The sequence below is a fragment of the Halomonas sp. DQ26W genome, assembly GCF_003339685.1.
In the GTDB taxonomy this organism is placed as follows: Bacteria; Pseudomonadota; Gammaproteobacteria; order Pseudomonadales; family Halomonadaceae; genus Halomonas.
The window spans coordinates 1-25,925 of the sequence record NZ_QPKI01000007.1; the positions used below are offsets into that span (position 1 = coordinate 1).

Annotated in this window: 22 protein-coding genes and 2 pseudogenes; 14 read left to right on the forward strand and 10 right to left on the reverse strand. The window is 63.2% G+C overall.

The window, feature by feature from the left end; translation table 11 throughout:
- From tssI to DU490_RS05185, 7 genes and pseudogenes are all read right to left on the reverse strand, one after another.
- Positions 1 to 1,050 (reverse strand): annotated as a pseudogene (tssI, locus tag DU490_RS05155) (type VI secretion system tip protein TssI/VgrG); the annotation flags it as partial.
- 279 nt (positions 1,051 to 1,329) lie between these two features.
- Entirely contained in the window at positions 1,330 to 2,010 is a 681-nt protein-coding gene (locus DU490_RS05160) for an ABC transporter ATP-binding protein (RefSeq protein WP_114573269.1), read from the reverse strand.
- A gap of 1 nt (position 2,011) precedes the next feature.
- Positions 2,012 to 2,755 (reverse strand): ABC transporter ATP-binding protein, encoded by a 744-nt coding sequence (locus tag DU490_RS05165; protein WP_114573270.1) that lies wholly within the window; start codon positions 2,753 to 2,755, stop codon positions 2,012 to 2,014.
- Entirely contained in the window at positions 2,748 to 3,791 is a 1,044-nt protein-coding gene (locus tag DU490_RS05170; protein ID WP_114573389.1) for a branched-chain amino acid ABC transporter permease, read from the reverse strand. Before DU490_RS05170 ends, DU490_RS05165 begins: the two co-directional genes overlap by 8 nt.
- Positions 3,784 to 4,713 carry a branched-chain amino acid ABC transporter permease gene (locus DU490_RS05175; RefSeq protein ID WP_404872832.1) on the reverse strand — a complete coding sequence of 310 codons (930 nt, stop codon included), beginning with the start codon at positions 4,711 to 4,713 and terminating at the stop codon, positions 3,784 to 3,786. Before DU490_RS05175 ends, DU490_RS05170 begins: the two co-directional genes overlap by 8 nt.
- 53 nt (positions 4,714 to 4,766) lie before the next feature.
- Positions 4,767 to 5,909 (reverse strand): ABC transporter substrate-binding protein, encoded by a 1,143-nt coding sequence (locus tag DU490_RS05180; RefSeq protein ID WP_114573271.1) that lies wholly within the window; start codon positions 5,907 to 5,909, stop codon positions 4,767 to 4,769.
- A 94-nt stretch (positions 5,910 to 6,003) separates the two neighbouring features.
- A complete protein-coding gene (locus tag DU490_RS05185; RefSeq protein WP_114573272.1) occupies positions 6,004 to 6,273 on the reverse strand; it encodes an AMP-binding enzyme in 270 nt (89 codons plus the stop codon).
- Positions 6,274 to 6,501: 228 nt separating this feature from the next.
- On the opposite strand from DU490_RS05185, the gene rsd reads away from it, so the two are divergent.
- Entirely contained in the window at positions 6,502 to 6,990 is a 489-nt protein-coding gene (rsd, locus tag DU490_RS05190) for a sigma D regulator (RefSeq protein WP_114573273.1), read from the forward strand.
- Positions 6,991 to 7,535: 545 nt separating this feature from the next.
- Positions 7,536 to 8,510, forward strand: coding sequence for a malate dehydrogenase (locus tag DU490_RS05200; RefSeq protein ID WP_114573275.1), 975 nt, complete (start codon positions 7,536 to 7,538; stop codon positions 8,508 to 8,510).
- 343 nt (positions 8,511 to 8,853) lie between these two features.
- On the opposite strand, the gene DU490_RS05205 is transcribed toward DU490_RS05200, so the two are convergent.
- Positions 8,854 to 9,510 (reverse strand): HAD family phosphatase, encoded by a 657-nt coding sequence (locus DU490_RS05205; RefSeq protein ID WP_114573276.1) that lies wholly within the window; start codon positions 9,508 to 9,510, stop codon positions 8,854 to 8,856.
- A gap of 228 nt (positions 9,511 to 9,738) precedes the next feature.
- Here DU490_RS05205 and DU490_RS05210 point away from each other — a divergent pair, with 228 nt between their 5' ends.
- The 11 genes from DU490_RS05210 to DU490_RS05260 all read left to right on the forward strand — a co-directional run bounded on the left by DU490_RS05210 (position 9,739) and on the right by DU490_RS05260 (position 22,232).
- On the forward strand, positions 9,739 to 10,230 hold the full coding sequence (locus DU490_RS05210; protein ID WP_114573277.1) for an RNA pyrophosphohydrolase: 492 nt from the start codon (positions 9,739 to 9,741) through the stop codon (positions 10,228 to 10,230).
- Positions 10,231 to 10,348: 118 nt separating this feature from the next.
- Positions 10,349 to 12,610, forward strand: a complete 2,262-nt coding sequence (gene ptsP, locus DU490_RS05215; RefSeq protein WP_114573391.1) for a phosphoenolpyruvate--protein phosphotransferase — start codon at positions 10,349 to 10,351, stop codon at positions 12,608 to 12,610.
- Positions 12,611 to 12,619: 9 nt separating this feature from the next.
- Complete coding sequence (locus DU490_RS05220) at positions 12,620 to 13,396, forward strand: NRDE family protein (protein WP_114573278.1); 777 nt, start codon at positions 12,620 to 12,622, stop codon at positions 13,394 to 13,396.
- A gap of 82 nt (positions 13,397 to 13,478) precedes the next feature.
- The gene (locus DU490_RS05225) at positions 13,479 to 14,867 is read left to right on the forward strand and encodes a response regulator (RefSeq protein ID WP_181869971.1); all 1,389 of its coding nucleotides are present in this window, start codon (positions 13,479 to 13,481) and stop codon (positions 14,865 to 14,867) included.
- A gap of 259 nt (positions 14,868 to 15,126) precedes the next feature.
- Positions 15,127 to 15,900 carry a thymidylate synthase gene (locus DU490_RS05230; RefSeq protein ID WP_258801356.1) on the forward strand — a complete coding sequence of 258 codons (774 nt, stop codon included), beginning with the start codon at positions 15,127 to 15,129 and terminating at the stop codon, positions 15,898 to 15,900.
- A complete protein-coding gene (locus tag DU490_RS05235) occupies positions 15,897 to 16,415 on the forward strand; it encodes a dihydrofolate reductase (protein ID WP_114573281.1) in 519 nt (172 codons plus the stop codon). Before DU490_RS05230 ends, DU490_RS05235 begins: the two co-directional genes overlap by 4 nt.
- Before the next feature lie 156 nt (positions 16,416 to 16,571).
- Complete coding sequence (locus DU490_RS05240) at positions 16,572 to 17,552, forward strand: ProQ/FinO family protein (RefSeq protein WP_258801320.1); 981 nt, start codon at positions 16,572 to 16,574, stop codon at positions 17,550 to 17,552.
- Positions 17,553 to 17,958: 406 nt separating this feature from the next.
- Positions 17,959 to 19,098 (forward strand): porin, encoded by a 1,140-nt coding sequence (locus DU490_RS05245; protein ID WP_181869972.1) that lies wholly within the window; start codon positions 17,959 to 17,961, stop codon positions 19,096 to 19,098.
- A gap of 282 nt (positions 19,099 to 19,380) precedes the next feature.
- Positions 19,381 to 20,130 (forward strand): fumarate/nitrate reduction transcriptional regulator Fnr, encoded by a 750-nt coding sequence (gene fnr / locus DU490_RS05250; RefSeq protein ID WP_114573283.1) that lies wholly within the window; start codon positions 19,381 to 19,383, stop codon positions 20,128 to 20,130.
- A 78-nt stretch (positions 20,131 to 20,208) separates the two neighbouring features.
- Entirely contained in the window at positions 20,209 to 20,673 is a 465-nt protein-coding gene (locus DU490_RS05255; RefSeq protein WP_147270446.1) for a hypothetical protein, read from the forward strand.
- Positions 20,673 to 22,232 (forward strand): diguanylate cyclase, encoded by a 1,560-nt coding sequence (locus DU490_RS05260; RefSeq protein WP_114573285.1) that lies wholly within the window; start codon positions 20,673 to 20,675, stop codon positions 22,230 to 22,232. The genes DU490_RS05255 and DU490_RS05260 overlap by 1 nt, the downstream gene beginning before the upstream one ends.
- Positions 22,233 to 22,264: 32 nt before the next feature.
- Here the strand turns inward: DU490_RS05260 and DU490_RS05265 are convergent, their stop codons facing one another.
- The gene (locus DU490_RS05265) at positions 22,265 to 23,530 is read right to left on the reverse strand and encodes an amidase (protein WP_114573286.1); all 1,266 of its coding nucleotides are present in this window, start codon (positions 23,528 to 23,530) and stop codon (positions 22,265 to 22,267) included.
- Positions 23,531 to 23,804: 274 nt separating this feature from the next.
- Positions 23,805 to 24,334: pseudogene (locus DU490_RS17415) on the reverse strand (transposase); the annotation flags it as partial.
- Between the two features lie 126 nt (positions 24,335 to 24,460).
- Between DU490_RS17415 and DU490_RS05280 the strand changes: the two are divergent.
- Positions 24,461 to 25,834: a helicase RepA family protein gene (locus DU490_RS05280; RefSeq protein WP_147270448.1), complete on the forward strand. Its 1,374-nt coding sequence runs from the start codon at positions 24,461 to 24,463 to the stop codon at positions 25,832 to 25,834.
- Positions 25,835 to 25,925 lie beyond the last annotated feature (91 nt).

The following is a 25,925-nucleotide window of genomic DNA, read 5'->3' on the forward strand; positions in this document are numbered from 1 at the left end:
CAGTCGCGGTTGAGGCGTTCGGCATCGTGGTCGGTAAGGGTAAAGCGATTGCCGGGGGCGAGCTCGGGCAGGTCGCTCTCGGCCTCGGCGGTCAGCGCATCGTGGCGCAGGTGTTCCAGGCGGATGCGGGTGAAGGCCTCGCCGGAGGCGTCGGCCTTGTAGCGGCCGGGGTAGTCGTAGTGTTCATACCCTTTATCAACGACGCCCCGCTGCGCCTCCAGTCCTTCGGCCATATGTTCGTGCAGCTGGGCCTGATGTAACTGTGAATAGCCCGGCTGCCTGAAGGAGTAGTCCTTGAGCATGGCCGAGGCGGGGCGGACNNNTGAAGGAGTAGTCCTTGAGCATGGCCGAGGCGGGGCGGACCCGGGAGACCTGGCTGAGCTTGCGCAGGTGGCGCAGCGGCGGCGTGCCGCCGGCGCGGCCGTGATAGGTGCGCTCGCCCAGGCTGGCCAGCACCTGGGGAGCGTCGGCGAAGACCAGGCGGTGGCCGCCGCCGGGCTGGTCCTCGCCTGTTTCGAAGCCTGTTTCAAAGAACTCGTGAAAATAGAACAGCCCCTCCTCGGCGGCCAGGCGCTGGATAAAGGCCAGGTCGGTCTCGCGGTACTGCACGCAGTATTCGCGCCTGGCGGGTTCGCGGGTGGCGGCGAAGGCCACGTCGGTGATGCCGCGCTCGTCGCACAGGGTGTTGATGATGGTCAGCGGCGAGACGTTCTGGAAGATGCGCGAGTTGTGGCGCAGCGAGAGGCGCCACAGTGCCGGCTGGATGGTCAGCGAATAGACGGTGCGGCGGTGCCCGCGGTCGCCGCGGCCGAAGGCGGTGGCGATGCCGTGGACCCGGCGCAGCACCGCGCCGTCCTGCCAGATCGTCAGGCTCAGCTCGCGGTCGAGGAAGGCCTCGGGGGCGAGGTCCGGGTCGCGGCTGGCGAGGTTGACCGCCAGATGGAAGGGCCGGGAGAGCGCCTCGGTCAGCGTGAAGTCGACCACGGCCAGGTCGGGCTCAATGGCCCCAGGCAGGGTGAGGGTGAATTGCAGACCGGTCGAGTTAGCCATGTGCCGTTCCCTGACAGATAAGCGTGACGGAGAGGAATCAATGCAGATTACCGGCCGCTTAGGAATGCACAAGGCAGGGATGCGGTGTGACGTAAATCGCTGATATGAATTTAAGAGATGTCTTACAAAAAGCAGAATTTCTGGTGTGCCCGGCAGTGCCGGGGCGTCGTGTGCTCTTGAGAGGAGACAGGCTCAATCGGCGGGAAGAAGACGATACCCGCCAGATCGCAGTGTTGGAATCCCACCTTGCGCAGGGTAGTGAATGGTATTGGCTGGTCCTCAGATACCCAGATAGCGGTCGCGGATATCGTCATCCAAGGCATCCGGCTGGCCGGTCCAGGCGGTGCGGCCCTTCTCGAGGATGACGCATTGGTCGGCCAGCGGCAGCAGCTCGGAGAGCGACTTGTCGACGATTACCGTCGACTGCCCCTCTTGCTTCAGCCGTCGTATGGCCGACCAGATCTCCTTGCGTATCACCGGGGCAAGGCCCTCGGTGGCTTCGTCCAGCACCAGCAGTCGCGGATTGGTCATCAGCGCCCGGCCAATGGCCAGCATCTGCTGCTCGCCGCCCGACAGGGTGCTGGCCATCTGGTAGCGACGTTCGGAAAGCCGTGGAAAGAGCGCTTCGACACGCTCGAGGCTCCAGTGGCCAGAGCGAGCCGTGACCACCAGGTTTTCGCGTACCGAGAGATTAGGAAAGCAGCGTCTCCCCTCGGGTACCAGGCCCAAGCCGGCCTGGGCGATGCGGTAGGCCGGCAGCCGTCGCAGATCGCGGGACTCGAACTCGATGCTGCCGCTGCGGGCCGGAGTGAGGCCGAAGATGGAGCGGATGGTGGTGGTCTTGCCCATGCCGTTGCGGCCCATCAGGGCGACAAGCTCACCGGCCTTGACGGAGAGGTTGACGCCGAACAGAGCCTGGGAGGGGCCGTAGAAGGTGTGGATATCGGTGACGGTTAACATGTCAGTCTCCCAGGTAGGCTTCGCGCACATCGGGGTTGCGGCGGATCTCGGCGCTGTCGCCCTGGGCGATGACACTGCCGGCGACGAGAACCGAAATACGGTCGGCGAGCCGGAACACCGCATCCATATCGTGCTCGATCAGCAGGATCGGAACCTGCTGCTTGAGTGCCTCCAGCAGGTTGGTGAGATGCGCGGTGCCTTCGGGACCGAGACCAGCCATGGGCTCGTCGAGCAGCAGTGCGCGGGGCCTGAGCGCCAGGGCGCAGGCGACCTCCACCTGGCGCCGCTCACCGTGGGAAAGCTCGGAGACCGGGGTATCGGCGCGATGGCCGAGCTGCATTCGCTCCAGGGCTTCCCGTGCCGGTGCCAGCAGGCTCTCGTCCTGGTGCACCGGTTTCCAGAAGCGGAAGCTGTGGCCCTGCAGCGCCTGGACCGCGATCATCACGTTGCGCAGCACCGACAGGGGCTCGGCCAGGGACGAGACCTGGAAGCTGCGGCCTAGGCCCAGGCGGGCTCGCTGGGCGACGCTCAACGCGGTGATCTCCTGGCCCGCCAGGTAGACGCTGCCGGCATCGGGTTTCAGGCTGCCGGCAATTTGTGCGATCAGAGTCGACTTGCCGGCGCCGTTGGGGCCGATCAGCGCATGGATCTCACCGCGTTTCAGCTCCAGGGAGACGTCACGGGTGGCCTGCAGCGCCCCGAAGCGCTTGTGCAGATGGTTGAGTGCCAGTACCACGTCAGACATGTCGTTCCCTCCCGGCCAGCCAGCCCATGACGCCATGCTTGGCAAACAGCACCACCAGCAGCAGGACCAGGCCGAGGAACAGTTTCCAGTACTCGGTCATGCCGCCCAGCAGCGTCTCCATCATCACGAACAGGATGGCACCCGCCAGCGGCCCGTAGAGCCGGCCTACGCCGCCGAGAATCACGATCACCATCAGTTCGCCGGACATGTGCCAGCTAAGCATGGTCGGGCTGATGAAGCCATTGAGGTCGGCATACAGTGCCCCGGCCAGGCCAGTGATCATCGCCGATATGACGAAGGCCACCAGGCGAATGGGATAGGGCGAGACGCCTGCGGTGGCCAGCCGAGTGTCGTTGAGTCTCGCCATGGTCAGGGCGGCACCGAAGCGCGACTTCATCATCCGCGAAGTGATCGCCATGGCCAGCAGCAGGCCGGAGAAGGCGATCAGGAAGAAGGTCCATGGCTGGCTGGTGTCGACCAGGGGCAGGCTGTTGCGCACATAGATCGGCAGCCCGTCCTCGCCGCCGTAGGTGGGCCACGAGTTGGCGAAGTAATACATCATCTGGGCGAAAGCGAGGGTGATCATGATGAAGTAGACCCCCGTGGTGCGCAGTGAGATCGCCCCGATGGCCAGCGCCAGCAGGCCACACAACATGATCGTGGCCAGCCAGATCACCAACATGCTGTCGCTGCCCGGAATCGCCACCGGCCAGCTCATGAAAGGGCTGAAGTCGAAGGCGTGGTAGGCGCTGATGCCGGCGATATAGCCGCCCAGGCCGAAGTAGGCGGCATGGCCGAAGCTCACCATGCCACCGTAGCCGATGGCCAGATTGAGGCCCACTGCGGCCATGGCGATCAAGGTGATGCGCGAGGCCAGGTTGACGTAGTAGATATGGCCCAGCAGGTGGGCCGCCAGCGGTGCCAGGAACAGCAGGGCCAGCAGGCCGATCTGTACCAGCCCCTGGCGGTCGAACCAGCCGCTCGGCAGTGCCGGCAGGCCGGGTAGGGCAGTGGTTTCACTCTTGAGCTTATCCATGGGCAGCAAACAACCCCTTCGGCTTGAACGCGAGAATGACGGCCATGAGGATGTAGACCAGCATGGCGGCCACGGCGGAGCCTACCCCGGCGGCTTCGGCCGGACTCATGAAGTTGCGGAACAGGCTTGGCAGGAAGATACGCCCCATGGTGTCCACCACCCCGACCAGGATGGCGCCGAACAGAGCACCCTTGATCGAGCCGATGCCACCGATGACGATCACCACGAAGGCCAGTATCAGCACCGGCTCGCCCATCCCCACCTGGACCGACTGCAAGGCGCCGACCATGGCGCCGGCCAGGCCGGCCAGCGCCGCCCCCATGGCGAAGATCAGGGTGTAGAGCCGCGCGATATTGACGCCCAGCGCGCCGATCATCTCACGGTCGCTCTCGCCGGCGCGGATACGCATCCCCAGGCGAGTGCGTGAAATCAACAGGTAGAGGCCGATGGCCACCAGCACGCCTACGGCGATGATCACCAGCCGGTAGAGCGGGTAGCGGGCGCCGCCGGGCAGGGTGACGAAGCCGGTCAGCATCTCCGGCGGGCTGAGCCATAGCGGCGATGAGCCGAACAGCCAGCGGGTGCCCTCGGAGAAGATCAGGATCAACGCGAAGGTGGCCAATACCTGGTCGAGGTGGGGACGGTGATAGAGGCGGCGGATGACCAGCAGCTCCACGAGCGCGCCGACGGCAGCGGCGGCCACCACCCCGGCGCTGAGCCCCACCAGGAAGGAGCCGGTGGCAGCGGTTACCGAGGCCGTGGCATAGGCACCGACCATGTAGAAGGAGCCGTGGGCCAGGTTGATCAGGCCCATGACGCCGAACACCAGGGTCAGGCCACTGGCCATGAGAAACAGCATGGTACCCAGCTGAAGGCCGTTGAGCAGCTGCTCGAAAAACAGGGTGGCGGTCACGTCATGCATCCCGTGTCAGAAGGTGACGGAAGGCCGGGTCACAGGGACCCGGCGCCGGTGGCTTACATCTGGCAGTCGGCTGCGTAGACGTCCTGGATGTCCTCGATGGCCAGGCCGACGAGGCGATTGGTGGGCTGGCCGTTCTCGCCCTCGACCACTTCGCGCACGTGGATGTCCTGGATCGGGTGCTGATTGTCGCCAAAGCGGAACTTGCCGCGCACCGAGTCGAAGTCGGCTTCGCGCAGGGCTGCGCGGAAAGCATCCTGGTCGTTCGGATGTGCCTTGTCGAGTGCGCTGAGGATCAGGTTGGCGGTGTCGAAGCCCTGGGAGGCGTAGAGCGTCGGAGTGCGCTCATAGGCTTCGCGGAAGCTGTCGACGAAGGCGCGGTTGGCCTCGTTGTCCAGGTCATAGGCCCACTGCGAGGTGTTCATGGTGCCGATGGCGGCGCTGCCCACGGCCTGGATGATGATCTCGTCGAAGGAGAAGGCGGCACCGAACAGCGGCAGCTCGACGCCGGAGTTCTCGTACTGCTTCATGAACGAGATGCCCATCCCGCCGGGCAGGAAGAAGAACAGGCTGTCGGCGTCGCTGGCGCGGATCTGGGCGATTTCGGCGGCGTAGTCGTTCTGGCCCATCTGGGTGTAGATCTCGTCGACCACCTCGCCTTCGTAGCGGTGCTTGAAGCCGGCCAGGGCATCGGTGCCGGCGGGGTAGTTGGGCGCCAGCAGAATCGGCCGCTCGAAGCCTTGCTCCCTCATGTAGGCGCCCATGGCCTCGTGCAGGTTGTCGTTCTGCCAGGCGACGTTGAAGTAATTCTCGTGGCACTGGCGACCGGCCAGGGCGGAGGGGCCCGCATTGGGCGAGATGTAGAAGGTGCCCTGGCGCACGGCGGCGGGTACCACCGCCATGGCCAGGTTGGACCAGATGATGCCGGTCAGGATGTCGACGTTGTCGCGCTGCATGAACTCGTCGGAGAGACTTCTGGCCAGGTCGGGGCGGTTGGCGTCGTCCTGGATCAGGACCTCGATGTCGTCGCGACCCGACTGCTCGATGGCGAGCATGAAGCCGTCACGGACATCGACGCCCAGGTGGGAACCGCCGCCGGACAGGGTGGTGATCATGCCGATCTTGACGTCGTCGGCCTGGGCCGCCGTCAGGGCGGAGGTCATCAGCAGGCCGAGGCCGAGGCTGGCAATAGTCTTCATGGGGATCATTCCTCTAAGCGGTCATTGCTTGTTGTTGGTTCACTGCGCTCTGATTCGTTGCGTCCTTCGTTGCTCATTGTCGTCGAGGCGCGGGCTAGCCGTCACTCGGGTAGTGCTCCTGTCGTAGCCGGAAGCGCTGTATCTTGCCGGTGGCCGTCTTGGGCAGTTCCTCGACGAAACGGATCGAGCGGGGGTACTTGTAGGGTGCTAGGGTCTGCTTGACGAAATCCTGCAGGCGTTGCACGCAAGTCTCGTCCGGCTCGATCTCGGGAGACAGTACCACGAAGGCCTCGACGATCTGCCCACGCTCCCCATTCGGTGCGCCGATCACGGCACACTCCTGCAAGCTGTCGTGGGCCTCCACCGAGACAGGCGATTCTCATGGGGTGTGGTCTTCTGCTGGTTGTCGTTGTTTGTCTTGAGAGGGCGTCCATGGGAATAGTTCAAGCATGAAATTTCAAGTTTGAAGTATCGTGCTTGAATCATGTCTTGCCGGATTCTGGCCGACCCAACATTGACAGCGAGCGTGGCACGGGTGAGTCTGTCCTTTCGGGTCGAAATGGCCTCGGCTTCACAAGGGAAGGAGGCGGACATGCTGGAAGATTGCAAGAGTGCTCGGGAGCGCTGGGGTGGCGTACACCAGCTGATCGATCGCTGGCTCGACGAGCGACGTGAGCTTCTGGTGAGCTTCATCGAGCTCAAGGAGGCGTGTGATACCGAGCTCGAGGCCGTGAGCAAGACACAGATCGATCGCTTCAGCGAGCTGCTGTTGGACTACATCAGTGCCGGCCACTTCGAGATCTATCCGCAGCTGCGCGAGGAAGCCCTGGCCTTCGAGGATCAGGATGCATTGGGGATCGCCGCACAGCTGCTCGAACGCCTGGAAATGTCCACCGAACTGGTCCTCGCCTTCGATGCCGACTACTCCACGCCGGTTCGCTGCCAGCATTTCCTGCCCAGGCTGCCCGCCTGGCTCGATCGCCTGGCCAAGGGGTTGATCGAACGCTTCGCCCTGGAAGATCAACTGATTGCACGGCTGCATGCCGCCCACACCCCGCAGGCTGCTTCGCAGGCCGAATAGGCACTTCCGAACGGGTCATCAGAACAGCCGATCAAGAATGCCGAAAAACGCCCTGGGCCAGTCACCGCCCTGGGCGTTTTGCATGGTTGGTTGCCAAGGCCGCCATGGTTGCCAGGAATCAAGTCGGCTGGTGCACCGAGTGCAAGCCATAGCAGCAGGGCTAGCTGCACCAGGGCTGCCAGCAGATAGGAAAGCGGAGGACGTCTAGGCATGCGACCTTCCATGGTTAAGCGTGTGCGCCGCGCTGCAGTTAGATGAATCTGCAAAAATCGCGCATCGAGCCAATATCATTAATCTGTTTCGTTATAGAGCCGGTTAAAACCCCACCGGACGCCTATTCTTCGCAATCATTCATCGAAAGGGAAGCCTACCGCAGCGAAACGGTCCGCTATCATTTACGAGTCGGTCTATCCGAGCGACTAGCCGGAGGTCGGATTGAGTTTTGTGCACCGCAGGCATAACATTCACCGCGTTCCGAATCCGAGCCAGGGCGGTTGTCATGTCGCCCGGCTCATCCTCACGGCGACCAATCCGAAGGAGCAATGATGAAAGATCCCGTACGTATTGCCATTACCGGCGGTGCTGGCCAGATCAGCTACTCCCTTATCTTCCGTATCGCGGCTGGCGACATGCTGGGCCCGGATCAGCCAGTCATTCTCCAGTTGCTCGAGATCGCGCCGGCCATGGATGCCCTGAACGGCGTGGTGATGGAAGTGAACGATTGCGCCTTTCCGCTGGTGCAGGACATCGTCGCCACCGACGATCCCAATGTCGCGTTCAAGGATGCCGACTTCGCCTTGCTGGTTGGTGCCCGCCCGCGCGGCCCGGGCATGGAGCGCAAGGACCTGCTCGAAGCCAACGCGGCGATCTTCTCCGTACAGGGCAAGGCGCTGAACGACAACGCCAGCCGTGACGTGCGCGTTCTGGTGGTGGGTAACCCCGCCAACACCAACGCCTTGATCGCCTCCTGCAACGCGCCGGACCTCAGCCCGCGTCAGTTCACCGCCATGACGCGCCTGGATCACAACCGCGCCCTGACCCAACTGGCCCAGAAGACCGGCAAGCGTGTCACCGACGTCGAAAACATGATCATCTGGGGTAACCACAGCGCCACCCAGTATCCCGACCTGGCCCACACCAAGGTGGACGGCAAGGCCGCTTTCGACCTGGTCGAGCGCGACTGGTACGAGAACACCTTCATTCCCGACGTGCAGCAGCGCGGAGCGGCGATCATCAAGGCGCGCGGTGCCTCTTCCGCCGCCTCTGCCGCCTCTTCCGCCATCGATCACATGCGCGACTGGGCATTGGGTGCCGATGGCGTAGTGAGCATGGCGATTCCCTCCGATGGCAGCTACGGCATCGATAAGGGAATCATCTACTCCTACCCGGTGCGCTGCCAGAACGGCGACTACGAGATCGTCCAGGGCCTCGAGGTCGACGACTTCAGCCGCGGCCGTATGAAAGCCACCGAAGATGAACTGCGTGAAGAGCGTGCTGCTGTCGAGCACCTGCTGGGCTGATTGCCTAGATAGCCGCACGACAACGCCCCGATGAGACGCCTCGTCGGGGCGTTTTTATATGATCGGATATAGATCCACACCTACCGTGGTTTGCAAAGCCGCTGTCGGAGCGCTCGGTTCGGCGTTCCGACTCCCCATCGCGACTGGCGCCGGCAGGTGCCTTGGCGGAGGCTGCTGCGTTGGCGGTCATCGCCCGCATCGACAACACCGCCGGGAGGCCTTCGGCCTCCAGTCGCGATCTGAAGATGCTCCAACAACGAAACGTTCGAATGATGGGGTTCTGTTGGAGCGCTGGTTTCCATCGCGACTGGCGCCGGCAGGCGCCTTCAATAGTGGCTGACCTTCAATCTCGCAGGCTGAGGATCCGCCAGTCTTTCTTCTCGGCCACTTCGCGCAGGGTGTCGTCCGGGTCGACGGCGACCGGGTGGTCGACCCGTTCCAGCAGCGGCAGGTCATTGTGCGAGTCGCTGTAGAACCAGGAGCCGTCCAGGGTCAGGTCCTTGTCGGCCAGCCACTCATCGAGACGCTTAACCTTGCCTTCCCGGTAGCTGGGGGTGCCGCTTACCTTGCCGGTGTAGCAGCCATCGATCACTTCCGGTTCCACGGCGATCAGGTGATCGATCCCCAGGCGTTCGGCAATGGGGCCGGTAATGAAGCGGTTGGTGGCAGTGACAATCAGCAGGGTGTCGCCCCGGGTGCGATGCCGGGCGACCAGTTCCTCGCCCTTGACCAGGATGTGCGGTTCGATCTTGCTGGCCATGAACTGCTGGTGCCAGGCGGCAAGCTGTTCGGGGGTATTGTCGACGAGGGGTTGTAGTGCCACGGCGAGGAAGGCGTGGATATCCAGCGTGCCGGCCTCATAATCGGCCATGAAGCGGTCATTGGCTTCCCGGAAGGCCACCGGGTCTACGGCGCCCTGTTCCAGCAGGAATTCGCCCCAAGCGTGATCGCTGTCGATGGACAGCAGGGTGTTGTCCAGGTCGAAGATGGCCAGACTCACGGCTTACCTCTTTTGATGATTGAATGAAGCACAGCGGCTGATAAGGGCCGCATCCGGTAAAAGACCGGGATTATGTCAGACATCGGACGCAGGTGCTAAGCCACGGACGCCGGCGTTTTCTTCTTCTTGTGAGCTGGTCGCGGCAGGGGCTGCCGCTTTGTTGTATTGATGCGCTTCACGGCATTGTGGAAGAATGGCTATCAATGATGAATTCACAAGGTGACGTCCGTGATCGACGCTGACGGCTTTCGTCCCAACGTTGGCATCATCATCGCCAACGGCCAGGGTAAGCTGCTCTGGGCGCGTCGGGTAGGACAGAATGCGTGGCAGTTTCCCCAGGGAGGCATCAAGGCAACCGAAACACCGCAACAGGCCCTCTATCGCGAGTTGGAAGAGGAAATCGGCCTGACTGCCGATGACGTCGAACTGCTTGCCTGCACCCGGGGATGGCTGCGCTATCGCCTGCCGCGACGCATGGTTCGCATGCATTCCAGGCCGGTCTGTATCGGCCAGAAGCAGAAATGGTTCCTCTTGCGGATACGCTGTCAGGAAAACCGTATCTGCATGGATCGCTCGGTGAAACCCGAGTTCGATGGCTGGCGCTGGGTCAGCTATTGGTATCCACTGGGCCAGGTGGTGCCCTTCAAGCGCGAGGTGTATCGCCGTGCCTTGAGGGAGCTGTCGCCCCGGACTCAGCGGCTGGCCCTGGAGGGGCGCTGATGCATGGAAGGCGACAGGGCCAGGATCGGCGTGGTCGCTTCGATGGTGCCGATGACACCTTTTCGCATCGATTTCCTCAGCTAGGCGGGAGATGAGAACAATGGAAAGCAAGACGCCGATGCTCGAGGTTCTGCGACGGGTCATTCAGGAAGTGAACGGGGCACGTAACCTGGATGCGGCCCTGGCCACCATGGTGCGACGTATTCGCAAGGCCATGCACACAGACGTGTGCTCCTTCTACCTCTACGATGCCGACATCAAAGAGCTGGTGTTGATGGAGACAATCGGCCTTCACAGCCGCGCTGTGGGGCAGGTCAGCCTGCCAGTGGGGGAGGGCCTGGTGGGGCTGGTGGCGGAGCGGGAGGAGCCGCTCAACCTCGAGGATGCGCCTGCGCACCCCCGCTTCCGGTATTTCGAAGCCACCGGCGAAGAGCGTTATTCGAGCTTCCTCGGTGTGCCGATCATTCATCAGCGCCGCATGCTGGGCGTGCTGGTGGTACAGCAGGGCGATAAGCGCCGCTATGACGAGGAAGACGAAGCTTTCCTCATCACCATGGGGGCGCAGCTCGCCGGCGTGCTGGCCCATGCCCTGGCCACCGGCAGCCTGACCCGGCCGAGCCTGCCGGGTGGGCAGGCCTTGTTCACCGGAGTTGCCGCATCGCCAGGCATGGCCATCGGTGAGGTCGTGGTCATTGCTCCACCGGCGGACCTGAACAGTGTGCCTGACCTGGTGCCTACCGACGTCGAGCACGAAATAAGCCGACTGCGCGTGGCCATCGGGTCTGTCCGTGAGGAAATCAAGGCTGCTGGCGAGCGCCTGGCCAGCCGGATTTCGGCCCAGGAACTGGCGCTGTTCGAGGTCTATCAGCAGATGCTCAGCGAGGCGGCCCTCTCCCAGGAGGTCGAAAAACGCATCCGCGAAGGGCAATGGGCGCCGGGTGCGCTGGCCGATGTGGTGCGCCGTCACGTGCAGTACCTGGAGCGGGTCGACGACGACTACCTCAGGGAGCGGGCGGCCGATGTGCGCGACCTGGGGCGTCGCGTGCTGGCCCATCTCCAGGAAGAGACACCCCAGGTTCCCGATATCTTCCCAGAGAGCACCATCCTGGTAGGCGATGAGATCAGCGTAGCCACCCTGGGCGAGGTGCCGCGGGAGCGTCTCGCCGGGCTGGTTTCCGTACGCGGTTCCAGCACCTCGCATGTGGCCATCATTGCACGGGCCATGGGTATTCCCACCGTACTGGGCATGGTCGACCTGCCCCTGCCGCGCCTCTCCGGTGCCCGGGTGGTGCTGGATGGGCATCGCGGCAGGCTCTTTGTGCGGCCTTCGGAAGAGCTGGAAAGTCGCTACCGCAGTCTGATTGCCGAGGAAGAGGCGCTCACCGAGGTGCTGGAGCATGAGCAGGACCTGCCCAGCGAAACCCCCGACGGCCATGTCATGCCGCTGATGGTCAATACCGGGCTGGCCATCGACATGGCGGTATCGCTGAAGAAGCGGATCAGTGGTGTCGGCCTGAATCGCACCGAAGTGCCGTTCATGATTGCCGAGCGCTTTCCCGGCGAGCAGGAGCAGGCCCGGCTCTACCGCGACCAGTTGGAAAGCTTCTCGCCGCTGCCGGTGGTCATGCGCACCCTGGACATCGGCGGCGACAAGGACCTGCCCTACTTCCCCATCGAGGAGGCCAACCCCTTCCTCGGCTGGCGCGGCATTCGGGTGACCCTCGATCATCCGGAAGTGCTGATGGTGCAGCTGCGCGCGATGCTGCGCGCCTCCTGCGGGCTCGACAACCTGCAGGTGCTGCTGCCCATGGTGACCAATGTCGACGAGGTCGACGACGCCCTGAAGCTGTTGGACCGCGCCATTCGCGAGCTGGGCGAAGAGGGTGTGATAGCGAAACGCCCGCTGGTCGGTGTGATGCTGGAAGTGCCGGCAACGCTCTATCAGCTCGATGCCCTGGCCGAGCGTGCCGATTTCTTCTCGGTGGGGAGTAACGACCTGACCCAATACCTGCTGGCAGTGGATCGCAACAACCCACGGGTCGCTGAACTATACGACGCCTGCCACCCGGCGGTGCTGTCGGCGATGTCCCGGCTGGCGGAGGAGTCCAGAAGACTCAAGAAGCCGATTTCGGTGTGCGGTGAGCTTGCCGGCGACCCGGCGGGCGCCCTGCTGCTGATGGGCATGGGGTTCGACGCCCTGTCGATGAACGCACCCAGCCTGCCTCGCGTTCGCGCAGCCATTCGCCGGGTTTCGCTGATAGCCGCAAAAGCCCTGGTGCAGGAGACCCTGGCCCTGAATACCCCCGGGGCGGTGCGTAGCCATCTCTTTTCGCGGCTCAGCGAATGGCAGTTGGCGCACCTGCTTCCGCCACGGGACTGAATAAGCCCCATGTGCCTGATTACCTTCGACTATCGCCCGGACAGCCGTTTCCCACTGAGGCTGGTTGCCAACCGCGATGAGTTCTATCGACGCCCTTCGGCGCCCTTGGCCGCCTGGCAGGAGGCAGCGGATATCATCGGTGGTCGGGACCTGGAGGCTGGCGGCGGCTGGCTGGCGGTGCATCGACGCGGCCGCTTTGCCGCCGTCACCAACGTACGTGACCCTGCGCTCAAGGTGTCGGCCGATACACCCAGTCGTGGCCATCTGGTGCGCGAGGCGTTGGAGTGCGCCGATCTCGCTGGTTGGCTGCGCACCCTCGCCGATGGTGACGGCTGGCGCTATGCTGGCTTCAACCTGCTGGCTGGCGAGATGGGCCGTCTCTGGCACCTGCATCGGGGGCGCGATCGACTGGTTCTCGGCATTGTATCACCCGGCGTTCATGGTCTCTCCAACGCCGGGCTCGACACGCCCTGGCCCAAGCTGATCAAGGCGCGCCAAGGGGTGGTCGAGGCACTGCGCCGCAACCGTTGGCCCGACGATGCCCTGGCGGCCCTGGCCGATGCCGACCCTGCCGAAGACGATCAGTTGCCCGATACCGGCATCAGCCTGGAGCTCGAGCGTCTACTCTCGGCGCCTTTCATCATTGGTGAGCATTACGGCACCCGTGCCATGAGCTGGCTGGAGTGGGATGCCGAGCGGGCTGTTATCCGCCTGGGAGAGCGTCGCTTCGGACCAGGCGGCACCTATCACGGGGAAGTCGAGGAGCATGTGGCGTTAGCCCGCTAGCGCACGTCTGGAGTGTGCCGTCATGACAGCCGCAACCAGGCGGCGTACACTTTGACTATGACCCCTTACCACAGGGATGAGAATGTCCCCCGCAACTTCCAAGGATCGTCTCTGGTCACATCTTGTCTGGCCGCTGCTCTGGCCACTCCTGCTGGCGCAGCTACTGCTGGTGCTGCTCTGTCTGGCAGTGGGCCTCATTCTCTGGCTGGCCACGCCCGATCCCACCTCCTGGGCAGCGTCCGGATGGTTGCTGTTGACGCTGCTTGTCGGTACCACACTGACCACGGCGGCCTTCCTGTTGCAGCTGCGTCACCGGCTACGCGAGTGTGAAGCTCAGGTGGAGGATGGGCTGACACGCGTTGAGCGGTTGTTGCTCGCGGCCGACCAGATATTGCCGCGCTGGATTGTGCCACCGGCACGCCCGGTGGCTTCCGACGACGCGCCTGGCGAGCGTCTCGAGAAACTCCAGGCCAGCGTGGCCCAGCTGCACACTCGCTTGAGTCAACTGCCTGACCTGGCCGGCATGTTGATGTCCGTGACGCGCCCCGCGCTGCTGCTCTACCGGGGGCGCATCGTTGGCACCAACCTGGCCTTGGAGCGGTTGCTGGGGGAGAGCGCAGAGGCGCTCGAAGGTGAGAGTCACGATAACTGGCTGCGAAGCACGCCGGAGCGTTACGACAAGCCGGGCGAAGTGCAGGTGCTCGATGCCGAAAAGCGCTGGCGGCAGCTTGATGTGGAGCGCTTCGAGTCGCGAGACCACCAGCTGCTGCTGTTTGGCGACCCACACGACCGATTGCCCCAGCTCGGGGGGCTGGTTGCCGCGCGCGAGCGGGCGCGTGAGGACTCACGACTCAAGTCGCGCTACCTGACCCTGCTGCAGCGCGAGCTGGACCCGCTGTTGTCCGGCCTGGCCGAGGAAATGAAGAACGCCGAGTGCGACCTCGTGCCAGGTCAGCTCCCAGAGCTGTGCGAGCGCCTGGCCGATGTCGCCCTGCTGGTGAAGAGTCTCGCCGGTGACGGTGTTGGCCAGGAATCACCCGACGGCTTCCTGGCATCCGCCGCGGCTTTGCCGCTGCGTATCCTCATCGTCGATGACGGGCCGGTAAACCGCATGCTGGCCAGTCAGGTGCTGGAAGGGCAGGGGTTCGAAGTCGACTGCGTGGCCGGCGGCCACGAAGCGCTGGAGCAACGCCACGGACAGGCCTACGATCTGGTACTGATGGATATATACATGCCGGACATGGATGGCATCGAAGCCGCTCGGCGATGGCGTGAGCTGGAAGCTGGTGATCCGGAGGGCTCATACAGCGTATTGGTCGCCCTTACCGCCAATGCCAACGAGGAGGACCGGCGTCGCTTCCGCGAGGCCGGCATGGACGACTACCTGGCCAAGCCCTATGGCCCCCGGGCCTTGATCGACATGCTCCGCTATTGGCGCCCCGATGCCTTCGGTGAAGCCACTACCCAATGATTCTGGACAATGATTCCGGACATCCGCGCCATCGACTCAATCGACGATCTGACAAATCCGACAACCTCCTGGGCCGGAGGCAGTCGGGAAGGTAGACTCTCGGCCTATCGACTATTCCATGCAAAACCCCATGCAGAGTTCGCCAACGATGCCTGACGACACTATCCAGCCTGCGCTCGCCCGGACGCCACTCGAGCAGCCCGCACTGGAACAACCCTCGCTCGAACAACCCTCACTCGAACAACCCTACCTGGACCTGATGCGGCTGGTGCTCAAGCAAGGCGTGGAGCGCGACGACCGCACCGGGGTGGGCACCCGCTCGGTTTTTGGTCACCAGATGCGCTTCGACCTGTCGCGGGGCTTTCCCCTGGTGACCACCAAGAAGCTGCACCTGCGCTCGATCATCCATGAACTGCTGTGGTTCCTGCGTGGCGACACCAACATCGCCTACCTGCGGGACAACGGGGTGCGTATCTGGGACGAGTGGGCCGATGAGAACGGCGACCTGGGCCCGGTCTATGGCTATCAGTGGCGCAGCTGGCCCGACCCGCGTGGCGGCCATGTCGACCAGATCGTCACGTTGCTCGACCAGATTCGCACCAACCCCGGCTCGCGCCGTTTGATCGTCTCGGCCTGGAATCCGGCACTGGTCGACGAGATGGCGCTGCCGCCGTGCCACTGCCTGTTTCAGTTCTACGTGGCGAAAGGGCGCCTCTCCTGCCAGCTCTACCAGCGCAGCGCCGATATCTTCCTGGGTGTGCCCTTCAATATCGCCAGCTACGCGCTACTGACGCAGATGATCGCCCGGGTCACGGGGCTTTCCCCCGGCGACTTCGTCCACACCCTGGGCGATGCCCATCTGTATAGCAATCATCTCGAGCAGGCCGAGCTTCAGCTCTCGCGCACACCACGGCCCGCGCCGCGGCTGGTGTTGGCACCGGGCGTCGACGACCTGTTCGACTTTCGCTTCGAACATATCGCCATCGAAGGCTACGACCCCCATCCCCATATCAAGGCCGAGGTGGCGGTATGAACGACGAGACACTGGTGCCGGTGGCGATGATCGCCGCGCTCTCCCGCAACCGGGTAATCGGTGTGGAGAACCAGCTGCCCTGGTACCTGCCGGAGGACCTCAAGTTCTTCAAGCGCATGACCCAGGCCAAGCCCCTGGTCATGGGGCGCAAGACCTTCGTGTCGATCGGCCGGCCCCTTCCCGGGCGGCTCAACATCGTGGTGACCCGCGACGAGACCTTCCAGCACGATGGCGTGCGGGTCTGTCACGACCTCGAGTCGGCGCTGTTCCTGGCCGACCAGCAGGCGACCATCGATGGCTGCGAAGAGATCATGGTGATGGGCGGTGGTGAGATCTACGCCCAGGCGCTGCCCTTCGCCAGCCGGCTCTACCTCACCGAAGTGGATGTCGAGGTAAAGGGCGATGCCCACTTTCCCGAACTGGACGGCGAGCAGTGGGAGGAGGTACAGCGCGTGCTTGGCCAGCCCGCCGAGGGCCAACCCTCCTACAGTTTCGTGGAGTACCGCCGCCGCTGATGAGAGTCGCCAGTCGGCGACATTTGTCAGCGACCGGCTTCTGGCACAAACTTGCTGTAGGCCTTGCCACTAGCCTCTGCTATCTCTAGACGGCCCGACCTGTGGATAGCCCGTCCTGTAGATAGCCCGTCCGAGCCTGCTCTGGAGGATACCGGTTTGATCGATGAGCGTTCACTCCGCCTGCTGAATGACCTGGAAGTCTGCGCCGATACCGCCCTCGGCGAGCTGCGCGGCTGTCGCGAGCGAATCCGCGAACTGCAGGACCGGGTGGCCGAGCTCGAGGCAGGCCGCCAAGAGCTGGGAGCGGCGCGCCTGGAACTCGAAGAGGAAAACCGCGAACTCGACGAGCAGAACCGTGAGCTGGAAGAGGACAACGCCCGGCTGCGCGAACGGCTGCGCAAGGGCGAGCCCGCACCCATGTTTCCGGGGACGTCGCGCCGCGCCCATGGGCTTGCCGCGCTGATCGGCCACCGGCCGCGCGACGCCGCTCCCGTCGAGCAGGACACGAAAGCCCAGGACACGAAAGCCCAGGACACGAAAGCCCAGGGCGAGCGACAGGCCTCGCTGCCCATCGAACAGGCGCCCTCCGCCGAGGCGTTGCTGGCCGAGTGGTATCAGCGCTATCCGGAGGCCTTCTTCAAGGGCCACACTCGGCCATTGAAAGTGGGCATTCACCAGGACCTCGCCGCCCGGGAGCCCTGGCCCGAGAAGCTGGTGCGCCGCGCCCTGGCCGGCTACGTCAACCTGCCGCGCTACCTCAAGGCGGTGCGTAAAGGCGCGCCGCGCATCGACCTGGCTGGCCAGCCGGATGGTAGTGTCGATGCCCAGGCCGCCGAACACGCCCATCGCAAGCTCGAACGGCTTCAGGCCGAACGGCGCAAGCGCGGCCAGGCCGCTGGCCCCGGTCGTCGCCGTGAAGAAAAGTCCACCGCAGCCAGTCGAGACAGCCGAGGCAACAAGAGCACCAGCGCCAGGGGCAGTGCCCCCGGCTCTCGTCCCATTCCACCGGAATCGCTACCCCCTGCGCCGCCGTCGACACCGGCGCCTTCCGCCCCATCCGCCCGGCCCGACCCGGAGCAGCGCATGGAGGCCAAGCTCTCGGCCCTGCTCGCCAAGCACAACGGCCAGCGTCAGTAGCACTGACCGGCAGGGTTGATGGCCTGCCCTTGCCAGCCTTGCATCGGCGGGGCATGATGTGCAGGCTCATCGCTGCCAGGTGACTGTTTCGACAGGCCTGCGGCTGCGGCCCACGGGCAGGATGCCAGCGGACCGTGAACTCAGGAGAAAGTTCGAGGTGAAGGTAGGCAGCGAAGGAAAACAGTGTTTTTTCTTATTGCGTTCCCTCATTTCCCGGTATAGAGTTCTACCTGCGAGCATTGGACTATAACAAGGCTTCGCTGCGGTCATGCCCGGCCCTGGCCACTTCCTGAGAAGGAACCGAGCCAAGCACGGCGGGACCCATGCCCAGCAAGCTACCTGTACGCATCATTCGGATTCGTGCAGTAACGATCGAAACAGTAAGCTAGTGAAAGGAACTATCGAAATGAAAAAGACACTGTTAGCGACTGCCATTGCCGGTGCCATGGTCTACGGCGCCACCGCCGCTCAGGCCGCCACCGTTTATGACCAGGACGGCACCCAGGTCGACGTCTACGGCCGTATCAACATGATGCTGAACACCGGCGGCACTGATCGTGAGCCTACTGCTAAGGAAATTGCAGATAACGATTATGCGGCTGGTGATGTTGTTAAGCAGAGCGGCACCGAGATCAACAATAACGGTTCGCGCTTTGGCTTCCGCGCCCGCAATCAGGTTTCCAGCGACCTGAGCGTGTTCGCCAACGCCGAATTCCGTTTCGATGCTGATACCCGTGCCAACCAGACCCTGCAGACCCGCTCCACTTTTGTCGGTCTGGACAGCGACAGCATGGGTCGCGTCACCGTGGGTAACTTCCTGAGCGTCTACTACACCGCCGTTGGCTCCGTGTTCGACGTGCCGCAGTACCAGACTGGCCCGATACTGGGTGGTTACGGTGCGGTCAACTCGCAGGCTGATTCCATCGCCTACTCCACGCCGAACCTGGAAGGCTTCCAGGCTCACGTGCAGGCCCAGCACGCCAGCGGCAACGATGCCGCTGCCGGTGCCCGGGACAACTCTTCTGCCCTTTCCTGGATCGGTGCGGTCAACTACACCTGGCAGGACCTCTACCTGGGCTTGGCCTATGCCCAGAACCGTAACCTGGGTGAAGATAACGACCGTGGCGCAGACTACCAATTCAATGCCGGTCGCAATGATCAGGAAGACCTGTGGGGTGCCACCGCTTCCTACCAGTTCACCCCTGAGTTTGCCGCCCGCGTCAAGTACGAGACCTGGACCGATAACGCCGATTACATTCAAGGAGATAATGACCCCTCCGTTGATAGTCGTATCGACAATGTCTGGGGCCTGGGTGCTACCTTCAACTACGGCATGGGCAACATCTACGGCGACTACTTCCGCGTTCGTTATGTGAACGACGATCTGAGCAGCAGCAATCAGTGGGTGCTGGGTGCGACCTATCGCTTCAGCACGCCGATGTTTGCCTACTTCGAAGTTTACGATGCCGACTTCTCTAGCGATCAAACCTTTGAAGACTTCAACGACGATCTGCTCTACACCGTCGGTCTGCGCTACGACTTCTAAGTCGCGCCCAAGCTGATTGCGGTACACGTCGACTCACTCGACGACAGAACCGGCCCTTCGGGGCCGGTTTTTTTTGCGCTGTGCTTTTTACCGACCATTTTTCTCCGCTCTCATCACGGTGCTTTGGCACTGACTTCCCGTGTGCCTCACGTTAGGCAAGCGAACCAGACTTGATTCGTATCAAGGAAAGGTTCACTTTAGGACTAGGTTTGTCATCACCCTGGGCCACTTTGGGGTGGATCAGGTCAGACTTTCGGTTACAGATTAAACCAAGGAGTGCCCATGTCGCTTGAGCTCCCCCGGTGCCAGTCGGACAATACGACTCGCTGCGAGCGCTGTGCCCTGCATGCGCGCTGCCTGCCTCTGGGTCTCGAACTCGACGCGCTGGAATCCTTTGCCGCCATCATCCGGAATCCGCGCCCGCTGAAGCGGGGCGAGGCGCTGGTGCGCCAGGGCGACACCTTCGAGAGCCTGTTCGTGGTGCGCTCGGGAAGCCTCAAGCAGGCAGTGACCCAGGAGGGGCAGCGCGACCAGGTAACCCACTTCTATCTGCCCGGGGAGATTGTCGGGCTGGATGGCATTGGTGAGGCCCACTGCTATGGCAGCGTGATGGCCATGGAGTCGACCTTCGTCTGCGAGCTTCCCTTCCGCCGGCTGGAGGATCTCGCCGAGCAACTGTCGGAGCTGCGCGGTCAGATCTATCGCTGCATGAGCCGTGAACTGCGCAACGACCAGCGGATGATGTGCCTGCTCTCCGGCCGTACCGCCGACCAGCGCCTGGCCAGCTTCATGCTGGGGCTATCCGAGCGCTTTCGTGCAAGAGGTTTTTCCCCCTATCGCTTCCACCTCTCCATGTCCCGATCGGATATCGGCAGTTATCTGGGGTTGGCACTGGAGACGGTTAGCCGGGTGCTCACGCGCTTTCAGCAGCAGTCCCTGGTGACGGTGGCGGGGCGTGAGCTGACCATCAACGACATTGAGGCACTGGTGGCGCTGGCGGAAGAGGGGATAGGGCGCCACTCGGGGGGGTGACGGGTATTCCCGCTTTTGCTTATGGGCACAGGATGCCATGATGGCCCCATGCCCGTATAAAAAATCGGTGGTTTGCCCTTGATCGGATGGCTGTTGTCGACCCTGCGTTCGCGCCTGTTGCTCGGAGTCAGCCTGGGCTGGTTGGTGCTGGTCGCCGCTCTGCTGGCCTATAGCCATCTCAGTGGCGGCGCGCTGGCCCAGCGTGAGAACCTCACGCATCTGGAGTACGAGGCCCAACTGATCGCCAATCATCTCGAACGATCCATCCGCGTGCGACAACAGGCCCTGGCCCGACTTCGTTATTCGCTGGTATTGGACGATGGCGATCTCTTCACTCAGTTGCAGCGCCAGGAAGGGCTGCTGGCGCTCTTCGACCGGCTGATGGTGTTCGATGCCCAGGGTGAGCCGGTGGCCGCCTGGCCCCCCTTCGAGCATGGCGGGCCCACTATCGCCAGCCGCGATTATTTCAAGCACGTCCGCGGCTTTCGCCGGCCCCATGTCAGCGAACCCTATGTGGGGGCGAGACCGGCATCCCCCAGGTGATGGTGATCGAACCGCTGCTCGATGACGAGGGGCGCTTCCTGGGCATTCTCGGCGGCAATGCCAGCCTCCACGATGGCACTTCCTTTCTTAACTTGCGCTCGCAGCGGATCGGTGAGGAGGGCCATGTCGTGCTGGCCACCGCAGAGGGGCGGATCATCAGCCATCCCAATCCCGACTATTTGATGCAGCCGGTACCTGCTGCCGACCGGCTGCCGTTGATGGACCAGGCCCTCTATGGGTGGGAGGGCAGCGGAACGGGCGAACAGCTGGATGGCCAGCCCTCATTGATGGCTTTCCGCCAGGTCTGGCCGGCCGACTGGATCGTCGGGGTCTTCCTGCCGGTGAGCCAGGCGCAGGCGCCGATACAGCGCCATGCCGTCGAGTTGCGCTGGGTGGGGCTGGCCACGGTGGCACTGATGCTGCCGCTACTCTGGTGGCTGCTCGGCCTGGTGTTGGCCCCCCTGCACCGTCTGGAGCGCCAGATCGACCGGGTAGGGCGCGGCGATGCCAAGCACCTCAAGCTGCATACCACCATGAGCGAACTGCATCAGGTCGCCGACGCCTTCAATCGCCTGGAGAACCAGCGGCGCGACGCGCTCGCCTCGCAGGAGGCGCGCGAGGCCTTTCTACAGGCGGTACTTGCCTCGTCGCCGGTGGGTATGTTCCTCGCCGATATGCAGGGACGGGTCAACTACGTAAACCCCGCGCTCGAGGTCATCTCCGGCTTCAACGTCGCGGCTTCCGGTACCTCGGGGTGGCTGTACCGGGTACACCCCGATGACCGGCCAGTTTTCATCGAGCAGTGGCGTGCCACGCTGGAGAGCGGCGATGATCACCACCTGCATTATCGCTTCCTGCGGGGCGACGAACAGCTCTGGCTGGAGGCACAGGTTAGCCGCGTGGAGCTGGGTGACACGGCGCTGGGCTTCGTCGGCATGATTCAGGACATCACCGAGCGCCATGAGCGCGAAATCCGCCAGCGTTGGGAGGCGGAGCACGACCCGCTGACCGGCTGCCTCAATCGGCGCGGCTTCGAGATCCGCCTTGAAGCGGCCTGCTCCCTGAATCGGCGCCACAGTGATCAAGTCTTGTCATTGATCATGATGGACCTGGATCACTTCAAGCCGGTCAATGATACGGCGGGCCATGCGGCCGGTGATGAACTGCTGCGGCGCATCGGCCAGTTGCTGCATGAGAATGTGCGCCAACAGGATGCCGTAGCCAGGCTGGGCGGCGACGAGTTTGCCCTGCTGCTGCCGGCCTGCCCGATTAAGCGCGCCAGCGACATCGCTGAGCGAGTTCGACAGGGCATCGAAGCGCTTGAATTCCAGGTGGATGGGCACGTTTTCCGGGTCACGGCGAGTATCGGCGTGTCGAGCCTGAATGATGAGGAGCGGGGCGGTGAGCCGCTGGTCAGGCGAGCGGACCAGGCCAGTTACCGTGCCAAGCAAAAAGGGCGAAATCGGGTGGTGGTACAGGCTGGGCCGTTGGAAGTCGGCAGCTTTTCTGGTGCTGATCCTGGCGGGGCTGGTGGGACTGAAGCCGGACGGGCAGGGTGATGTCGATTGCACAAGCAGGATTTGCTTGCTGATCAGAACAACACTCCCCCCGAGCAAGTGAGGGTGAACTCATCAAGCTGTGCGATAGTTTTTCCAATGCTGAGTAGCGACAGGTCTTTACCCGGCCTTCCGATGAGCTGAATGCCGATGGGCATGCCGTGATCGCCCTGGCCAATCGGCAGGTGCAAGCAGGGAAGCCCCAGCAGTGTCCAGGGGCGACAGTAGACAGGGTCACCAGTGGTGCTCAATCCCGCCGTGGCTTCACCAATTGTGCTGGGTGCAATCAATACGTCGGCATCGGCAAAAAACGTGTTTTCCAGTTGCTCGATTGAATGGTTCCGGTAGGCGATGGCATCCAGATAGTCGGGTAGATCAATGGCGCGGCCTTGCAGGATAATCTCAACCAGCTCCTGACTCATCTCCTCGCGGTAGCGTTCAAATTCGTGGACCAGTGTCCGCGAGGCCTCGTAGGCCATGATCGCTTTCTGGCAATCCACCAGTTCTTGAAAGTCCGTGCCTCCTGCCAGAACTTGCGTCTTGCCTGCCATGTCATCGAGCCTGCGATGACTCTCTGTCATTAGCGATCGAACATCCCCATTCAGGGAGATTCCTTCGATATCGATAAGCCAGTTGATACGCCATTCGCTGATCGGGCAGGAGGGTACGCTGGTGTCATGACGTTGGGTGGCAGCATTGAAGAGCCGGATGCTGTCATCCACGCTCGAGGTGAACCAGCCAACGGTATCGAGCGTCTTGCTGAATGCCATGACGCCGGCGGTTGGCACAATGCCTGCGCTGGGCTTGAAACCCACGACGCCACAAAAACTGGCGGGCCGAATGATGCTGCCGGCGGTTTGCGAGCCAATAGCCGCTTGTACCATCCCATCGGCAACAGCAGCGGCTGACCCGCTGGAAGACCCACCTGGCGTGCGCATCAGGTCATGGGGGTTGCGAGTCTTGCCGGGCGTAAAGTAAGCCATTTCCGTGCTGATGGTCTTGCCGATAGGGATGGCGCCTGCTTGTCTCAAAGCCGCAACCAATGAGGCGTCGGTCAAGGACCTTGGTGCATGAAGGTAGGTTGTGCCCCACCGGGTGGGCATGTCGATGGTGTCGTAGATGTCCTTGATGCCGATGGGCATGCCTTTGAGACATCCATCAGGTGCCTGGTCTTGTTCTGTCAGGGCCTGGGGCTCTGGCTTGAGATACTGGAAGGCGCCGACTGTCTCCTCACGTTTGGCAATGCGTTCGTAGCAGCGTGCCGAGGTGAGGGGGGATGTGTCCGATTGGTGGGATTTCATTATAATTTAGTCTCTTAGTCACTGATTTTGCGCATCATCCTCACCTATACCGCATAGGCTCCGGGTACTGCGCTGCGTACGCCTTGCGCTTCACTCCGCTCGCCTATTGGTTCAGCGCTTGCCAAGATGATACCTGGGTAACGGGATGGCCACGCTCTGTCGCCTGCTTGACGGCTTCGATCTTGGATTCTCCGGTATATCATTGACGACTCATGGGGCCTCCTGAGTGTCTTCAGTATAAGGCCTGGAGGTGTCTACCATTGCTGGGTAAGATCAGCCCCTCGTCGTGTAGATCCAGTGTCAGCCTGGGGGCGCCGGAGCGCCCTTTCCGGTGGTGGTAGGCCAGGGCTACTCGCTGGTTGATCTCGGTCTGCCGTTGGCGACGAGCCGAGGGGATGTTGTCGATCTTCAACCAGGCGTAGTAGCCGCTGCGGGCAACACCAAGGACCGAGCACATGCGCTGGGTACTGAACACCTCGCGGTGCTGGCGGATGAAGGTGTACTTCACTTCAGGTTCTTCGCAAAGTACACCGCGGCCTTTTTTGTTATTGCTACTTCCTCTGACATTTCAGCAAGTTGTCGTTTTAATCGAGCATTCTCTTCGGCCAAGGCTTGTTCACGTTCAGAGACATTTTTCTTTTGCTGGACCTTGGCTCGCCACTGGTAGAGCTGGCTGGGTTGAAGGCCAAGATCACGGGCAGCGGCTGTAACACCGACGCGATCAGCAAGGGCCAGAGCCTCCTCGCGGTAGGCATCGGAGTAGCGGGTACGGGTCTTTTTCATCGGGGTAGCTTGCTTCACCATGGGTCACCTCGTTGCAGTGTACTGCGTTAACGGGGTGTCCACTGCTACTGGGTAGGATCAAACGCCGCCTACCCGCTGCCGCTGGTCCTGGAGGCATACGGCTATACCCGGCACGGGGGCCGCTGGTTGTCCCCACTGTCGGAGTCCGGCACGCCTGGTGTGACCGTCACCAAGGACGGGACCCGCTGGCATACCGCCCACTACAGCGACCGGGCTGCCGGGCTGCCGGAGTGGGGGGACGCCTTCGACCTGCTGACCCATTGGGAGCACGACGGCGACCCGGGGGCAGCACTGCGGGCCGTGGGCGCCATGATGACCACCAAGGACGGGCGCACCCTGACCGAGTACAACCAAGACCGCTACCGGGACGCCCGTCAGGCGGAGGCCCTGGACGCGTTCGAGGATCTGGGCGACCCGGAGACCGGGGAGGGGGATGCCATAGGCGAGGAGCGCAGCAAACCCACCCGCCGGGCCTTCGCCTTCACCCCCGTCGGGGAGCTGGTCGCCAACCTCCGCCCCGTGTTGTGGTTGGTCCGGGGCTATGTCGAGGCCGATTCGCTGGCGCTGGTCTACGGGGAGCCGGGTCACGGGAAGTCGTTCCTGACCATCGACCTGGCCGCCAGCATCGCCAGCGGCACGCCCTGGCACGGGGCGGAGACCAAGCCGGGAGCCGTGTTCTATATCGCGGGCGAGGGCCATAACGGGCTTGCCCGCCGCTTCAAGGCGTGGGAAACCAACCGGGGGGCTAGCCTGGCGGGGGTGCCCTTGTACGTTTCGCAGCGGGCCGCCCCGCTGGATGATACGGCGAGCGCTGCCGAGGTCCTGCGCACCGTCGATACCCTGGCCGCGGAGACCGGACAGGCGCCCGTCCTTATCGTGGTGGACACGCTGGCCCGTTGTTTTGGCGGTGACGAGAACAGCGCCACGGACATTGGGGCTCTCGTTGCCAACCTGGATGCCTTGCGGCACCGCTGGAACGCGACCGTGCTGGTGGTCCACCACAGCGGTAAGGACACCGCACGGGGTGCCCGTGGATCCACGGCGCTCCGCGGTGCTGTGGATGCGGAGTACCGGGTAACCAAGGATCCCGCCGGCCTGGTGACCCTGGAGGCCACCAAGATGAAGGACGCCGATGCCCCTGAGCGCTGCGCCTTCCGGCTGGCGCCTGTCGAGTTGCCGCTGGTAGACGATGAAGGGGCCCCTGTCTGGTCCTGCGCACTTGAGCCGACCGAGGCGCGCACCGGGCCACCCAAGCGACCGCGGCGGGGTTCCCACGCGGGGCGCGTGCTGGAGATCCTGGAGGGGTTGGCCAGCTTCCCCGATGACAGCGAAGCAGGGGAACCAGGCTGCCGGGTTACCGTGGAAACGCTGCGGGGGGAGCTGGAGCGGGACGGGGTAGACCGCCGCCGGGTATCGGAAGCCCTGGAAAGGTTAGCCGTTCTGGGGTGGGTTCTGCTGGAGGACAATGGCGATTCCGTCCGGTTGCTGTTTCTGCCCTAGGTTGCCGGAAACCGGGTCCCCGAGTTGCCGGGTTGCCGGGTTCCTATAGGAAACCCGGCAAACCCGGCAGACGCCACGGGGGAGACCTAAC

Coding starts and splice junctions, on each gene's coding strand:
- DU490_RS05160 (WP_114573269.1), bottom strand. CDS start 2,010: ATGTTAACCGTCACCGATATCCACACCTTCTACGGCCCCTCCCAGGCT.
- DU490_RS05165 (WP_114573270.1), bottom strand. CDS start 2,755: ATGTCTGACGTGGTACTGGCACTCAACCATCTGCACAAGCGCTTCGGG.
- DU490_RS05170 (WP_114573389.1), bottom strand. CDS start 3,791: ATGGATAAGCTCAAGAGTGAAACCACTGCCCTACCCGGCCTGCCGGCA.
- DU490_RS05175 (WP_404872832.1), bottom strand. CDS start 4,713: ATGCATGACGTGACCGCCACCCTGTTTTTCGAGCAGCTGCTCAACGGC.
- DU490_RS05180 (WP_114573271.1), bottom strand. CDS start 5,909: ATGAAGACTATTGCCAGCCTCGGCCTCGGCCTGCTGATGACCTCCGCC.
- rsd (WP_114573273.1), top strand. CDS start 6,502: ATGCTGGAAGATTGCAAGAGTGCTCGGGAGCGCTGGGGTGGCGTACAC.
- DU490_RS05200 (WP_114573275.1), top strand. CDS start 7,536: ATGAAAGATCCCGTACGTATTGCCATTACCGGCGGTGCTGGCCAGATC.
- ptsP (WP_114573391.1), top strand. CDS start 10,349: ATGCTCGAGGTTCTGCGACGGGTCATTCAGGAAGTGAACGGGGCACGT.
- DU490_RS05220 (WP_114573278.1), top strand. CDS start 12,620: ATGTGCCTGATTACCTTCGACTATCGCCCGGACAGCCGTTTCCCACTG.
- DU490_RS05225 (WP_181869971.1), top strand. CDS start 13,479: ATGTCCCCCGCAACTTCCAAGGATCGTCTCTGGTCACATCTTGTCTGG.
- DU490_RS05230 (WP_258801356.1), top strand. CDS start 15,127: ATGCGGCTGGTGCTCAAGCAAGGCGTGGAGCGCGACGACCGCACCGGG.
- DU490_RS05235 (WP_114573281.1), top strand. CDS start 15,897: ATGAACGACGAGACACTGGTGCCGGTGGCGATGATCGCCGCGCTCTCC.
- DU490_RS05245 (WP_181869972.1), top strand. CDS start 17,959: ATGAAAAAGACACTGTTAGCGACTGCCATTGCCGGTGCCATGGTCTAC.
- fnr (WP_114573283.1), top strand. CDS start 19,381: ATGTCGCTTGAGCTCCCCCGGTGCCAGTCGGACAATACGACTCGCTGC.
- DU490_RS05260 (WP_114573285.1), top strand. CDS start 20,673: ATGGTGATCGAACCGCTGCTCGATGACGAGGGGCGCTTCCTGGGCATT.
- DU490_RS05265 (WP_114573286.1), bottom strand. CDS start 23,530: ATGAAATCCCACCAATCGGACACATCCCCCCTCACCTCGGCACGCTGC.